Origin of the sequence: Acutalibacter sp. JLR.KK004 (assembly GCF_036941085.1) — a bacterium.
GTDB lineage: Bacteria > Bacillota > Clostridia > Oscillospirales > Acutalibacteraceae > Acutalibacter.
Genome location: NZ_JAYMNQ010000003.1, coordinates 76669 through 91810, shown reverse-complemented (window position 1 = coordinate 91810; position 15142 = coordinate 76669). Strand labels below are relative to the sequence as shown.

At 55.4% G+C, this 15142-nt stretch carries 10 protein-coding genes; 3 read left to right on the top strand and 7 right to left on the bottom strand.

Going from position 1 to position 15142, the window contains the following annotated elements; genetic code table 11:
* Window positions 1-134: 134 nt before the first annotated feature.
* The 7 genes from VSQ30_RS18185 to VSQ30_RS18155 form a co-directional block, all read right to left on the bottom strand.
* Window positions 135-3695: an S-layer homology domain-containing protein gene (locus tag VSQ30_RS18185; protein ID WP_334466245.1), complete on the bottom strand. Its 3561-nt coding sequence runs from the start codon at window positions 3693-3695 to the stop codon at window positions 135-137.
* Window positions 3696-4009: 314 nt separating this feature from the next.
* Complete coding sequence (locus tag VSQ30_RS18180; RefSeq protein ID WP_334466242.1) at window positions 4010-5476, bottom strand: site-specific integrase; 1467 nt, start codon at window positions 5474-5476, stop codon at window positions 4010-4012.
* Window positions 5477-5757: 281 nt separating this feature from the next.
* Entirely contained in the window at window positions 5758-6795 is a 1038-nt protein-coding gene (locus VSQ30_RS18175) for an ABC transporter substrate-binding protein (protein WP_334466239.1), read from the bottom strand.
* A 166-nt stretch (window positions 6796-6961) separates the two neighbouring features.
* Entirely contained in the window at window positions 6962-8437 is a 1476-nt protein-coding gene (locus tag VSQ30_RS18170) for a DUF4340 domain-containing protein (protein WP_334466236.1), read from the bottom strand.
* Window positions 8438-8441: 4 nt separating this feature from the next.
* Window positions 8442-10067 (bottom strand): DUF7088 domain-containing protein, encoded by a 1626-nt coding sequence (locus VSQ30_RS18165; RefSeq protein ID WP_334466233.1) that lies wholly within the window; start codon window positions 10065-10067, stop codon window positions 8442-8444.
* A 43-nt stretch (window positions 10068-10110) separates the two neighbouring features.
* Window positions 10111-10818 carry an ABC transporter permease gene (locus VSQ30_RS18160; protein WP_160642855.1) on the bottom strand — a complete coding sequence of 236 codons (708 nt, stop codon included), beginning with the start codon at window positions 10816-10818 and terminating at the stop codon, window positions 10111-10113.
* 174 nt (window positions 10819-10992) lie between these two features.
* The gene (locus tag VSQ30_RS18155) at window positions 10993-12039 is read right to left on the bottom strand and encodes an ABC transporter ATP-binding protein (RefSeq protein ID WP_334466230.1); all 1047 of its coding nucleotides are present in this window, start codon (window positions 12037-12039) and stop codon (window positions 10993-10995) included.
* Between the two features lie 522 nt (window positions 12040-12561).
* Here VSQ30_RS18155 and VSQ30_RS18150 point away from each other — a divergent pair.
* From VSQ30_RS18150 to VSQ30_RS18140, 3 genes are all read left to right on the top strand, one after another.
* Window positions 12562-13854, top strand: coding sequence for a DUF1015 domain-containing protein (locus VSQ30_RS18150; RefSeq protein ID WP_334466227.1), 1293 nt, complete (start codon window positions 12562-12564; stop codon window positions 13852-13854).
* A gap of 87 nt (window positions 13855-13941) precedes the next feature.
* Window positions 13942-14490 carry an NUDIX domain-containing protein gene (locus VSQ30_RS18145; RefSeq protein ID WP_334466225.1) on the top strand — a complete coding sequence of 183 codons (549 nt, stop codon included), beginning with the start codon at window positions 13942-13944 and terminating at the stop codon, window positions 14488-14490.
* A gap of 9 nt (window positions 14491-14499) precedes the next feature.
* Window positions 14500-15111, top strand: coding sequence for a hypothetical protein (locus tag VSQ30_RS18140; RefSeq protein ID WP_334466223.1), 612 nt, complete (start codon window positions 14500-14502; stop codon window positions 15109-15111).
* Window positions 15112-15142 lie beyond the last annotated feature (31 nt).

Sequence of the window (15142 nt, the reverse complement as noted above, 5' to 3'; positions counted from 1 at the left end):
CCGAAGGCAATCTTTTGAACTTCTTTTCCTCAAAAAAGTTTCTTATCCCGCCGGAGGCAGCAAAGCAAAAGAGGACGGATTGCTCCGTCCCCTTTCGCTTCGGGCTTTGTAAAATTTAGGTGAGTTGAAATACCTTATTTCGCGTTGTCAACCCGGACAGCAGCAGTTGCGGCTGCAGCGCGGATGGTGCTGCCCAGAGGATTGAAGGTGTTATTGCCTTCGCCCATGAGCATCTTGGCGTTCACGCAGGCGTAAACGTAATTCTTGGCCCAGCCTGCAATCTTCGCGTCGTCCGCAAAGCGGGTGCCAATCTCCACATTCTCAACATCCAGCTTCATCACGCGGGAGATGATAACTGCCATCTCCTGGCGGCTGATGGTATCGTTGGGCCGGAAGGTGGTGTCGCCGTCTCCGGTGATGTAACCCTTGTCAGCGCAGTAGGCAATGGCTTTCAGGGTTTCGCCTGTGATGCCCTGCATATCGCTGAAGGGGTTGGTGTATTCGGCGTTCTTGTCAAAGCCGTCTACGCGGGCCATCATGGTGGCGAACTGTGCCCGGGTCACATTGGTGTGAGGCCCGAAGGTGCCGTCGCCGTTGCCAATGATAATGCCGCGGTCCACAGCATCCATCACGTAGCTGTAGAACCAGTCGCCGGGCTTCACGTCGCTGAAGTCTTTGGAAACCTTCACTTCAACCGTATAGGTAGTAGTGTTCTTCTTGTCCTCAGACCTCACGGTGAAGGTGCGGGCAGAGGAGAAGTTGAAGCTGTCCTCACCGTTGGTAATAACAGCACCGCTCACACCGCCGTTCAGAACGCTTGCATACTTGGAAACATCAAAAGCGGGCTTGAGGGAAGTAACCTCCGCAGCCATGGGCAGGGTGATGGTCACCTTTTTGTTGGCGTCGGGCCGTGCCGTCACGCCATTGATGGTCACGCTGTTCAGCGTAGCGCCAGTCTCGGCAGGAGCAACGTTATACTTGATTGTATAAACGCGGGACTGCGTAGCGGTTCCATTGCCTACCTCGCCATCCTCGCTTTCAATGTACAGGCTGTTGTAAGTGCCAGTGGCTTCGCCGCTGGTGTTGGCAGGAGTAGTGGTAATTGCAGCAACCTGCTTGTCACTTTCATTAGCTACAGTCTTAATTTTTCCGTTATCGCCGTAAACAATCGGGTTAATAAAAGTCCCTGTATTGTCAGCATTTGTGGTATCAATAACCACTCCTTCGCCCTTGCTCACCTTGTAATCAAGGTAGACGTGGTTCGCAGTAGCGTTGGCCATGAAATGGTTGGGAATGTTGTTGAAGGTGATAGTTTCAGCAGCGTTGTTCACAGTGCCGATAACTTCTTCCTTGGTGAGGTTGTTGAACAGCTTCACCTGATCCAGCTTAACGGTCTTGTTGGCAGCGGCCTTCTTCACCTGAAGCTTGTACTCGGTGTACTTGCCAGCATTGGCCTGCTTCCAGGTAGGAGTGAATCCACTTACAGGATCGGTAGCGCCTTCGCTGATAACAAACAGGCACAGGGACTTGGGAGTGCTGTCTGAAGAGCTGACAGCAGTGCCATCAAAATGAACGCCATCTGTTTTAATAGCTGCGCCCGGAGCGTCTGCAGTGACACCAGTCAAAGGGGCCACTTTTTCTAAATCATTATCAATATTATTTGCAGCCTTTGCAACGCGATAAATTTTTGCACCCTCAGAGAGTTCAAAAATGGGAACCACCTTGCTGCCCTTATCGAAATCGCCATACTTGCTGAAAGGTACGTTGATGATAACATTTGTACCGGAAGGAGTCGCTTCAAAAATATCATTCTTATCGACATCATCCAGTTTGTTTGCATCATCATGGGTAACGCCGAACTTCACAATGCTGTGTCCGGTTGCAGCAGGCAGCTTTTCCACAACAACTTTGTATTTCTTGCTGCTGTTATCGGAAGCCACCACCTCAATGTCGGTCCCATCACTTGTCTTACCGTCAAAAGCGCTGGGGAAAATGCCAATAGTAGTACCATCACCGCTGTCAAATGTGCTCCCGCTCACAACCAAGGCAGGAGCAGAAATGTATGCACCGCTGGAAACATCATAGTAAAGCTTCCATTCCTTACCTGCGGCAGGCGCCTTGACATCGTTGACTTGAGTAGAATAGGGCAGTTTGAACTTAATGGTGTTCCCGCTGATCTCGGCAGGGAACTGTTTGCCATCGGAATTCTCAAGAACCATAGCCTTCATGGCCGCTTCTTCAGCAATGGCAACCTTCTTCACAACCAGAGTGTAGTCTTTGGCGTCAAATACACCATTGCTGTCAACGTCCTGGGCGGACACAACGCGCAGAGTGTAGGTGCCTTCCTTGCTGGCATCAAAAGCGTTACTGCCCAGTTCTTCCCAAGCAGTGGGATCGGTAATAGTTGCCTTGATCGGAGTCTGGCCATCGCTGCCAGCCAGAGTAACTGTAGAACCCTTAGCAGCCTTTACATTCAAAGCCGTTGCATTGCTTCCGGCAAGGTCCATAAAGGAAGCGGGCAGTTCCAGTGTAAAGGTAGTGCCCTCCAGCTTCGCCATATAGTTGCCAACTTTCACGGCAGAAATGGTGGCGGCGGGGTCATCGTTGGTTATGTTGGCTTCAACCTTAAAAGTTTCTGTTGTGCCATTATAAATGTAGTCAAGGTCGATTTTTGTGCCTGCTGTTACGTCAATGTAAATTTTGTCTCCGCTCTTGAGTTCTTTCTTCTCAGTTTGCGTCTCTACATCATAAGCCAGTGTTTTAATAACAGCAGAGGGATAGCCTGTTTCAAAATTAACAGGGATCTCATAAAAAGTTTTACTCCCAGCCTTATTCTTTACCTGCTTTGTACCAAAAGGAATATACAGGTCAATGGTTTTAGGAGAAGCAGACAGATCCACTTCTGCTGCCTTATACTCATTGGGAGTGGAAATGGACTTAAAGAAGGTGGGAGCCACAACCTTGGCCTGGTAATTTGCCAGCTCGCCGTTCTGGGACTTCACCTGGAGATTGAAAGGAGTGCCCACAACATAGCTTGCGATAGTCCACTTCGCGCCAGTACCCTGTGTGATCGTCAGGCCAGCTTCGCCAGTCAGTGTTGCGTCAGCAGAACCCAGCTCCACTGTTAGGGAATCAGTACCGGGTGTAATTGTGCCGTATTTAGCAGTGATGATGTACACGCCATTTTCGTCCTGGGTAGTGCTGCCATATTGGAAGTCACCATTTGTAAAGCCAATAGACTTGATGCTGTTGTCAGCGCTGCCGCTCACAAAGTGCAGGGTGATCACATAGTCGGCAAAATCCACGTTGTTCTCGTGGAACACGCGGAATTTCACTTCGCCGCCGTCCTTGTACTCATCCTCGCTCAGCGTGAAAGTCCACTGCGCTGCAAGGGAACCAGCACCTGTATTGACAGCGTCGCTTGTGTTGGTGCCAGTGCCGTCATCATGCCAAACAGAACCGTCGTTGCCGCCATTGTTTGCGTCCAACTGCACGACTACCTTGGGCAGGCTTGTGCCTTCCACAAGGTTCACCTCACGGGCTGTCCCCGTACCAGTGGCTTCAACGCCGCCCACTGTAATTTTTGATACAGGAGGAGCCTCAACAGCAGCAGCGCTGAGCGGAATCATTGCGGCAATCAAAAGAACAGCTAAGACAGCCGCAAGTGATTTCTTCAGAAACTTGCTTTTGTTCATAAATTTCAACCCTCTTAAATTTTAGATTCTCGCCTGGCCATTAGAGCGGCGCGCAAGGGGGATTTCGCAAGGCCTCCCCCCTCCTCCCCGCTCCGCCTGCGAGTGGAAGTTATCTATAAACTCACACTTGCAGGAGGGCAAATGCCCGAAAAGCCGCTGAAAATCTGGGCTTTCCAGAGGAGCCGCACCTCCTGTTTCCCCGGGAAATTCAATTTTCATTCAACCAGCTTTTCGAGATTTTAGGCTAAAAACCGGCTTTTTACCTTCCATATTTTTCCTTTTTTAGGAACTATGCCTTCTGCCGCGTTCAACTTTTATTCAACCGGGTCTTTTTTTCCATTTTCTGTTGAATTTTCCTCCAGAGGCACTTGGTTGGTGCTTTGGGCGCTGCGGCGGGCGGAATCCAGCAATTCCTCCATTTTCCCGCTAATCTTGTCCTCGGCCTGCTTCATAAGATGGCCGTAAATGCTGGTGGTGGTGGCAACGCTGGAATGGCCCAGCCGGTGGCTGACGCTGATGCTGTCCACGCCGCTGAAAAGCAGGAGGCTCGTCATGGTGTGGCGGAAGGCGTGGGGGTTTAAGTGGGGCAGGTTGTGGCGCTTTTCAAAGCGGGTAAGCCAGTTGCCAAGCTGGGAAGGGTTCATAGGGCCGCCATGCTCCCCGGTAAACACATAGGGCGCTTCCTTCCACCTCTCCCCCAGCTCTTTCCTATATGCCTCCTGCCACTGGCGGTACTCCTCCAGCAGGGCGAAAGCCTCCTCCGGCAGGCGCAGGGTGCGCACCGAGTCCTTTGTCTTGGGGGTGCTTTCGTATACCCCCCGGTCAACGGCGTACTGCATGGCGCAGTCTATGCGGATGGTGCCCCGCTCCCAGTCGATCTTCTCCCATTTCAGCCCCAGAAGCTCCCCCCGCCTGCATCCAGACACCAGCAGCAGGTATACGGCAGCCCGCCACTTTAAAGGCTCGCTTTCCAGGGCCTGCAAAATCTGCCCCACCTCGTCCTCCTGGAAATAGTTGGGATCCCCTGCCTCCCGGCGGGGCGGGGTGGCCCGCCGGGCTGGATTAAAGGGAATCAGCATTTCTTTTTCCGCCTGTCCCAGCACAGTGGACACCAGCAGGTGGCAGTTCATCACGGTGCGGCTGCTCAAGGTGCGCTCCTCCCGCAGGATATCGAAAAGGTTCTGTATCGGCAGTCCCAGGGCTTCGGCAATGCGCTGGGCTGTGCTGGGCTTTACGGTTTCCCCCCTGCGCAGCCGCGTCAGGCTGATTCGCTTCCCTTCCCCATCCGGCACGTCCCCGTAAAGGCCCCGTTCCTCCAAAACCTTCCAAAGCTGGGGCTTTGCCTGGGCGCGCTCGTTGTCTGCCCGGGCCTGGGGGCCGGACAGGGCCTGATATAATTTATTCAGGTGCTGGGGCCGGATGTCCCGCAGGCGCATGGGGCCTAAGGTGGGCAGCACCCGCTCTAGGTTCTGCCTGTAATGCACTTCGGTCAGGTGCTTCATACCCATGCTGGCCTTCCAGTTCAGCACATACTCGGCATAGTCCCCAAAGGTTTCCCTGCCGTCAGCCACAGCCCCCTGCCTGCACCGCTGCTCAAATAAAACTGCCTGCCGCTGGGCCTCCCGGCGGGCGCGCTTTTCCCCCCAGCCCTCCGGCACCTTCCAGGTGCTGGCATAGGGTGTAAGCTGCTTCCCGGTGCCTGGATCCCGTCCCCGGTAAACCCGGATGCTGTAAGATATAACCCGACCCTCTTTGTTCCTTCTTGCCTGCACGTTTGCCATGCGCTTTGCTCCCCTTTCCACATGAAATTTCCCTCATCCCTTTAGGAAGCCCCCTCCCGCAAGCAGGCGGCTTGCCTCCAGGTACGTTTGCTATATACTATAGGATAGCAGGATTTGTGGAAATATGGTAGCCCTTGCTTTTCAGCACACAATATGCAGTTTCCGCATACGAAAAATAAACGGCCCATCTGGCCAAAGGCATATCACTGAAAAAGAAAAACCACCGCCTGGGTATCCCCCAGACAGTGGTTTCCATATTGTGTTTTGCGCTGCTTTCCGCTTTAGGCCGCTTCGCCCTTTCGCACCACATAGTTTGCGGTGCTTAAAAGGTCTTCCGGCAGTTCCCCTTCAAAGCTTTCCAGGGCAGCCTGGTTTATCCAGGCCTGCCAAGAGTCAAAGAAGTGTACGGGCATTTGGGAAACCTGGGTGCCCACCATGATTTGCACCGCCATGTCCGCGGCCTTGTTGCCCACTTCCTCATAGTCCGCTCCCAAAGAGGCCAATGCCCCGTTTTGCACCAGGATATCGCTGCCTGCAAGCCAGGGCTTTTTCGCCTGGGCGGCGGCTTCCTGTATCTTTCCGGCGGCGGCGGCTGTCACCCCGTCCCCAGGGGTAAAAAGCACGTCTGCCTGCCCGCACAGCTCCTGGGCGGCAGACGCCGCCCCCTCCGCGCTGACAGCAGTGGCCACATGGGTGTCAATCCCCACCTGCCGGCAGTAATCCTGAATGGCCTTGGCTGCGGCCTCCGCGTTTTTATCCTCCGAGCTGTACAGAAGGCCAATGCTTTTAAGGCCCGGCTTTATCTTCTGCATAAACTCTACAGACTGCTGCCCGGACACCCGGTCGGATACGCCGGTCACGCCCCGTTCCGGCTTGCTGATGTTTTTAATGCCCAGGGTGGGGGACGGATCGTTCACCCCGGCAAACAGCACCTTCACGCCGCTGCTGCCTACCGCCTCGGTGGCCGCCTTAGCAGCAGGAGCGCCCACCGCCACAATCATGTCCACCTTATCCCGGGCAAACTGCTTGCAGATATCCGCCGCTTTTCCCTCGTCCTCTCCGGCGTTCTGATAATCCAGCTCCACTTTCACCTCGTCATAGCCCCACTCGTCCAGGCGGCTCATAAAGGATTCCCGCATGGTGTCCAAAGGGGCATAGCTGCCGCACTGCACCAGCCCGATTTTATAAGGCCCCGCCTCTTCCCCTGTTTCTACAGCGGAAGCTTCCTCCTTGGGCGGCGCCTCCTCCTTTTTGCTGCATCCAAAGAGCATCCCCGCCAGCAGCAGGGCGCCCAGCAGCAGGCATACCGCTTTTTTCATCTGCGCTCTCCTTTCTCAACCCGCAGAAGCCGCGCCAACAGGCTATAGCACAATCCTATTGGCGCAGCTTCCTGCTTCTCCCTTTTTCAGTGTGGCGAGGTTTCAAAAAAGCGGCCCGCTTCTTTCAAACCCGCCCTTTCCTATAGCTTCCCTCAAACCGGGCCGTTTAGTCAACTATTGCCCCGTAAAACCGCAGGCTTTCCAGCAGGGGCGGAAACTCGCTGCCCCGCACAAGGCCGTTAAATTCCCCGTTCAGGGTGCAGGCATACCTGTCCTGCCCTTCCACAGCATAAAAACACACGGTGTCCCCGCTTCCGTTTTTATACTGGTACTCCACCTGGAAAGCAGGCGTTCCCTCGCAGGGAGCCTCCTCCAGGGAGAACACTGCCAAAGCCGTAAGCTTCTGGAAAAAGGCAGCATAGTCCTCATAGCTGGTTTCCCGCCCGCCGGGAATTTTCACGGTGCTTTCCCCGTCCTGGGAGTCTATGGTAAAATGATACACCATATCCCCGTCTACGGTCAAGGACATTTCTTCCACATCTGCAATATTTGCCAGGCAAATGGTGCCTTTGCGCAGATCCATGGGGTCTGCTTCCGCCCAGGCGCTCACCTTGGCGTTCCCAACCTTGTATACAATGCTCTGGCCCTCCAGCATAACAAAGCGGTTTCCGTCCCCATCCTTCCCGCTTGCCGCCAGAGCCATTTCCTGGTTATTCATATTAAAGGACACCCGGGCGGCAGGCTTATTCAGGCCAAAGGCAGCTAAGTCCCCCTCCTGCACGTCCACAGCCTCCACTGTGTCCGCGCTGAGGCTTTTCAGGGCGCTCACCAAATTATCGCAGGCCGCTGTGCCCGATTCCGCCACCACAGGGGAAGTGAGCAGATAGCCGTTTAGGCGGCTTTTCTCCACATATTCCAGGGAAATGGGCTGGGAAAAACTCCCCCCAGTGATTTCCATGCTGAAAAGGGTGTCAGGCATGGTGTCCACTGTGGCTTCCCCGTTTTCATCTATGCCGTCCATAGTCCAGTCCGCTATGCTGTAAACCTCCCGGCTTACGCAGTCCAGGGCAGTGCCCGCAAACACGTCAGACAGGGCGGGCACCATATACACCTTGCCGTCCTGCAAGATGTACTGCCCGGTGGTGCCGCTTTGGGAGGTGATGCCCAGGGACAGCACCAGCGGCTCCCCATTTTTCCGGTTCACTGTCACCTTCCCGGCCTGACCGTCCTCCAGGCCATACTGGGCCAAGTCTTCCTGCTCTCCCAGAGAGCGGTTGGCTGTCAGGGAAAGCACCTCCCCGGCGGCGTTCTGCAGCCGGGCCTTGTCCAGGCTGTAGCTTTCCAGGCCCTTTATGGTGTAGGTATAGGCTGCTTCCGCCATGCCGCTCTCCGCCTCCCCTGTTTCTTCCGGGGGGACAGGCGCAATTTCAAAGCTGCCCTGGCTGTTCTCCACCAGAATGGAGGCAAGATCTTCCTCCTCTATCTGAACCAGGGTTTCCTTTGGCTCCTCCGAGGCTGCCGGGGAAGAACCTTCTCCTTCCCCGCCGCTTTCTGCCGGGAACAGCAGCAGGCAGGCCGCCGCCCCTCCCAGCACCACCAGCACAGCCAGCATAATCAGAAGGCTTTTCACCGATTTTTTCATGGGCTTACAGATGCCTCCTCTTTAAGAAGATCGCCAGCCCCGCGATGAGGATAAGCAGGGGCAGGCCCACTGTAAACACACCCAGCCCCAGCAGGGTGGCAGTGCTGCGGGAGCAGGTCACGTCCATCACATTGGTCTGGACAGCGCTTGCCTGTACGGTAACGGCGCTGTCATCCGCGCCTGCCGCATACTGCAAAAGGTCGGTGATATAGTCCCGGTTTCCAAAGGCAGTGGCCTCCAGGAAGCTGTCGGTAAACACATAGGAGGAGCCGAACACAATCACATGGCGCAGGCTCTCTTTTCCGTTTACCTCCAGGGTTTTCGTGGCCATAGCCGCCACTGCCCACTGGGCGGTTTCCGGATTCTCCGCCTCTGCCTGGGTGGTGCTTTCCGTAATGATATAGGCGCTGCTGCCTGTCTCCCACAAGGCCCGGGTGGTAATGTCCCCGTTGGAATCAAAGGCAAAGGACAGGGGCGCGCTGCTGGGAGCCAGCAAACGGTTGTAAGAATTGCCGTCCAGGGCAGTGCCTCCGGCAGGATCCACCAGCACATAGCTGGCGTTTGCCGCTGCCATGCGGCCCGCGTCGCTTTCCGCCACAACCCCCTGATGCACCTCAATGCCCCACTCTTCTAAAAACCCGGTAAGCCGGGGCAGCTCCCGCTGGGTGGGATGGCAGGTGGCAAGCACAGCCACAGGCTCTTCCCGTTCTGTGTTGTTCAGGAAATCCTGCACCTTCTGGATTTCCTCCTGGGTATAGTCGTTGCTGGGGGTGGGGATCATCAGCACCTGGGTGTCTGCCGGGATGTCCTCCGTCAGGATGTCCACCTCCTGCACAGAGAAGTTCTGGCTTTCCATCAGATCGGTAAACACCCCCAGGTTCTCGCTGTAAAGCAGTTCCCCATGGCCTGTGCAGACTGTAAGCACCGGCACCTTCTCCAGATTTACCAGCTCTAAAGCCCCTGCCAGGGCGCTGTCGGCCTTGGTATAGGTCTGAGCGCCGCCGGTCATCTGATCTTGCTGCATGTCAAAGAGATCGTACACCGAAAGAATCTTGTGGCGCTTCTCTGTCCGCACCAGCACCATGCCGTTTGTCAGGCTTTCGTCGGCATATTCCGCCATCAGCGTGGGGCTGGTGTCCGGATCTACAAACTCCACTTTGATATGGGAGTTTGCCTCCTGGAGCCTTTCGGCAAGGTTTGCCACCTGGCTGTATTGAAAGCCATAGTTGGCGTAAAGCAGATCCTTGCGGTAGGCGTCCTCCTTGCCCACCAGATAGATCTCTGTGTCCACTGTAATGCCCTTGGCGATTTCCTGTGCCTGATCTGACAGGGAGTGCAGCTTCTGGGCGGTCAGATCAATATCCATGGAAGGGAAGCGCTGGGTCAGGGCCGTCACGATAATATTTACCGCCACAATGATGGCGATAAACACCACGCTTAGAAGGGTGGCCATGCCCCCCCGCTTCCAGCCATTGCCGCGAAGCTTCCTGTCCGGCTTCTTTTCCGCCGGGGCAATATTCTCTGTCACAGCGGCTTCCACTGGGGCTGTATTCTCTGGCTGGGCGGCTTCCGGCTGTACTTCTGCCTCTGGGGCGCCCAGCAAATCCTTATTCTGATCTGTATTGTTCACGATGTTCCCATCTTCCTTTCTGTAGCTTAATGCCTGTCTGGCCTTATGACGCCCAGCGGCGGCTCTCCAAACGGCGGGCGGTTAAAAAGACAAACACTGCCATAACGCTGAGGAAAAACACCGCGGCGGAAATGCTGAACATGCCCTGGGTAAAGGTTTCATACCGGGTGTTAAAGGATATCCACTGGATAATGGCGCTCACCGCCGCGTTCGATACGGAGGAGGCCAGCATGTCGATATACATCAGGAACACAGACACCGCGAAGGTGCCGATGGCCGCGATAATCTGGCTTACCGTCAAGCTGGAGATGAACACGCCAATGGCTATCATGGCCCCGCCGTACAGCAGGGTGCCCAGATAATTGCCTAGGATTTCCCCCCAGGCAGGGCTTGCGAAGAAGTTCATCACAGCGGCGGGCAGCAGGCCCAGGGTGGAGGCTGTGAAGAACACAAAGAAGCAGGCTAAAAACTTTCCCAGGGCAATGGCTGTCACCCCTACAGGGGCGGTGAGCAGGGCCTGGTCGGTTTTGTTTTTCTGGTCGTCAGACATGCTGCGCATGGTGATGATGGGAATGACCATCATGGAAAAAGAGAACATCACCCCGTATACGGAGGAAATGTAGCTGGAGGATCCCATCATCATCACCAGATAATAATAGTATCCGTACAGCGCCAGCAGCGCCGCCACGCACACATATCCTATAGGGGAACTGAAGTAGGAGCGTATCTCCCGTTTGCATATGGCTTTCACTTTCTCGCTTCCTTTCAGGAATTTCCGGGGAAAACCTGCGCCCGCCGGAAAATCAATTGTGAATAAACTGTTAATAATGGTAATTCTGGGTAAAAAACAGGGAAAAACCTGCTGTTTTGTAACCTGTTTGTAATCTAATTACATATATGTCATTTTTGGGAAGGGGCCGTTCCCTTACTCTGCCGGGGCGTCCTCCTCCGGGGTTTCTTCCCCTTCCTCCGGCTCCTCTCCAGCCTCCTCCAAGGCAGGCTCTTCCGAAACCGCTTCCCCGTCCTCCGCGGCATGTGCCTCGTCAGAGCTGGTAAGCTGCAAGAACAGATCCTCCAGCGTCAAGTCGGAATTTTTCAGGGCCAGCAGGGGCCAGTTTTTCCCAGCCAAAAGGCTGAAGAGATCCCGGCGCAGGTCATAATCCTGCCGGGCCTCCACGCTAATCTCAAACACCCCAGGCTCTTTTTCTCCCAGGGAGACTGCCTCCTGCACATGCTCCAGCCTGCCGATTTCCGCCAGCAGTTCCTGCTCCGGGCCTTCTGCCCGCAGGATCAGGCGGTGATCCTGGGAGAGATCGTGGGCCAGGGTGTCTGTGGCGCCGTCGGCCACCAGGCGGCCGTTGTTGACAACGATAATGCGCTGGCACACAGCCTGCACCTCCGGCAGGATGTGGGAGCTTAAAATAACCGTGTGGTTCTGCCCTAAGGCCTTTATCAGGGTGCGGATTTCGATAATCTGCTTGGGGTCAAGGCCCACAGTAGGCTCATCCAGTATCAGCACAGGGGGGTTGCCGATGAGGGCCTGGGCAATGCCAACCCGCTGCTTATAGCCTTTGGAAAGGTTGCCGATAAGCCGCCCGTACACCTCCTCAATGCGCACCAGGCCGCATATTTCCCGCAGGTGCTGCTCCTTTGGCAGCTTTACCTTTTTCAGCTCGTACATAAACTCCAGGTATTCCTTTACCGTCATATCCTGGTAAAGGGGGGGCTGCTCCGGCAGATAGCCAATAAGCTTTTTCACCTCGCCCGGCTCGTCCAGAATGCTTTTGCCGAACACCGTCACTTCTCCCGCTGTGGCGGAAAGATACCCGGTGATGATGTTCATGGTGGTGGACTTTCCCGCGCCGTTTGGCCCCAGGAAGCCCACGATGGAGCCTTCCTCAATGGTAAAGCTTACATTGTCCAGGGCCAGGTTCCCCCCGTACCGCTTTGTGAGGTTTTTTACCTCTACCATATGTCCTGATTCCTCCTGTCTTGATATTGTCCTGCCGGCTCTAAGGCCGTGGGACTCTTCTCGCCTGCCGGCTCTTAAGACCTTGGGACTCTTCTCGCCTGCCGACTCGGTCGGCTCGGAGCGGTTGCCACTGGCAACCCTCGCCCCAAACCCTGCAACCCTTTTTTGAAAAAAGGGTTGATCGAAAAAACTAATTTCTGTATTTTGAGATACAGCGTTTACATAATAACGCAAACCGGGCGGGTTTGCAAGCCCCAGGCCGCGCCAGTTGTTATTTTACCCGGATAATGTGAATATTACGTGAAATCCTGGTGATTCTTTCCAGTGCGGCGCAGGGAAAGATTTGCGGCTTTCCCTTGACGGGACGGCCCCCAGCGCTTACAATATGGATATATTACCTCTGCACACAATAGTAGGAAACAGGGGTATATTCCCCCGCCCATAGGGCGGGGGAATATACGATGACATTTTTCTATTATTTCTTGCAGAAATAGCAGTTAACCATGGAAAGGGGATACCTGTATGGCAGACATTCAGGCCTTTAAGGCTTTGCGGTACGACTTGGAAAAGGCGGGGAAAATTGAGGAGCTGACCTGCCCCCCCTATGATATTATCAGCGAGGAACAGCGGCAGGCCTTTTTAGGGCGCAACCCGCAAAACGTTATCCGGCTGGAGCTGCCCCGGGACAGCGAAAGCCCTGACGGGCCATATGCTTCTGCCGGGCGCACCCTGGCCCAGTGGCTGGAGGAGGGCGTTCTCCGGCAGGACATGGAGGAGGGCGTGTATATCTATGAAGAGGAGTTCCTTTCCCAGGTGGATAAGGGAGAAAGGAAGGCTTTGCGGGGGCTTATCTGCCTGGTGCGGCTGGAAGAGTTTTCCGCCGGGGTGGTGCTGCCCCACGAGGAAACCCTCAGCAAGGCAAAGCAGGACCGTTTTCAACTGATGCAGGCAACAGGCTGTAATTTCAGCCAGATTTACTCCCTCTATCAGGACGAAGGCCATACCACCCGTCAGCGCCTGGACAATCTGGCGGCGGGCACAGCCCCCCGGTACAGCTTTTCCGACGGCCTAGTGACCCACCGCCTGTGGGTGGTAAATGATCCAGTGGCCATCCGGGCCTTGCAGGAGGACTTTGCCTCCCGGAAGCTGTATATTGCCGACGGGCACCACCGCTATGAGACTGCCCTCAACTACCGGAACTGGCTGCGGGAACAGGACGCCTATTGCCCGGGAGCGGACTATGTGATGATGATGCTGGTGGATATGGGGGATCCGGGGCTGGTGGTGTTCCCCACCCACAGGCTTGTGCGGGGGCTGGAGGGATTTTCCGGCCACGACCTGATGGTTTCCTGCGAAGAGCACTTCCTGGTGGAGATGCAGGAGGGGCAGCAGGCCGCGGAAGAACAGCTTTCCAAAGCATATGAGGAGGGGAAGCACGCCTTTGCCTTCTATGACGGGCAGAAGTGGCTGACCATCACGTTAAAGGACGAGGCCCTGCTGGACGAAATCCTGCCCCATTTGAGCACCGCCTCCCGCCGGCTGGATGTGACTATCCTCCACACCCTGGTGCTGGAGCGGCTTTTGGGCATTGACAAGGAGAACATGGCAAGCCAGAAAAACCTTACCTACACCCGGTCTGCCGGGGAAGCGGTGGCTTCTGTGGACGCTGGTGAGAGCAACTGCTGCTTCCTTTTGAATCCTACCCGGGTGGAGGAAATCGGCCAGGTGGCGGCAAAGGGGGAGAAGATGCCCCAGAAGTCTACCTATTTCTATCCCAAGCTGATTACCGGGCTGGTGATGAACAAGTTCGCGTAAATGCCTCCGGAGGCCTAAGAAACTTTTTACAAAAAGTTTCTTAGGAATCTTCAAAAAATTTTATGTTACAGATACGGGAGAAAGCCTATGAAGCTGTATGAAAAGACACTATCGGAAAAGGAAATGTTCCGGGGGCGGATTATCCGCGTCCATGTGGATGATGTGGAACTGGAAAACGGCCAGCCCGCCCTGCGGGAGGTGGTGGATCATCCCGGCGGGGTGAGCGTGTGCATTCTGACTGAGCAAAACGAGGTGATTTTTGTCCGGCAGTTCCGCTATCCCTATAAGCAAGTGCTGCTGGAACTGCCTGCTGGGAAGCTGGAGCCGGGAGAGGATCCCTTTGAGGCTGTGAAGCGGGAGCAGCGGGAGGAAACCGGCACTGCCAGCAAAAACTACATCTCTTTGGGGCAGGTGTATCCCACCCCGGGCTACTGCGGGGAGATTATCCGCCTGTGGGCCTGCCGCACCCAGGGGGACGCGGAGGAACTTTCTTTGGATGAGGACGAATTCCTCTGCACAGAGCGGGTACCCCTGGAAAAGGCGGTGGAGATGGTGTGCAGGAATGAGATCCCTGACGCGAAAACCCAAATTGGCATTTTGAAAACGGCCCGGCTGGTAGAGCAGGGGCTTTTGTAGGAGGCGTTTATGAAGAATAGACTGATGCGTACCTTTTTCGCGGCCTGGGGGCTTTGCCTGCTTTTAGCTGCCTGCCAGGGGACAGAGCAGCCGCCCGCATCCTCTTCCCCTTCTGTTGTGCCGTCTTCGTCGGAGGCCTCCCTGTCGCAAACGCCTACGCCGAATGTTACCTCCGCGCCCTCTTCCTGGCCTGGTTCCGCTTCCTCCCTGCCGTCAAACTTTGACGAGGTGTGGGCGGAGAACCCCATTGAAGCGGCGCTCCAGGAGGAGTTGGATTCAGCGAACAACTTTGATGACATTACCTGGGCCTATATCCATGCTACGGAAAAATGGGCGCGGCTGATTCCCATTGCTTTTGAGGACTGCCTCAGCCTGCTTTCCCCGGAGGATCAGGAGGCGTTCCAGGCGGATCAGGAAAAATGGAAAGAAGATTTGGACGAGAAGCTGCAATATCTGGAAGACAACCTGGATAAAATGGTTGAGGGAAATGAGGCTGCAGCGCGGGAGGCCTGCGAGCTGTATGAAGAGCGGGCCTACAGCCTGTGCAAGCGGAAATTCTGCTCCGACGGGGTGATGCCCTCTTTTGAGGGGGCCATGAAGGAACCGGAAGCGGCGGGGTGAGAAGAAAGCCACCACAAATTGCAGGTCATGT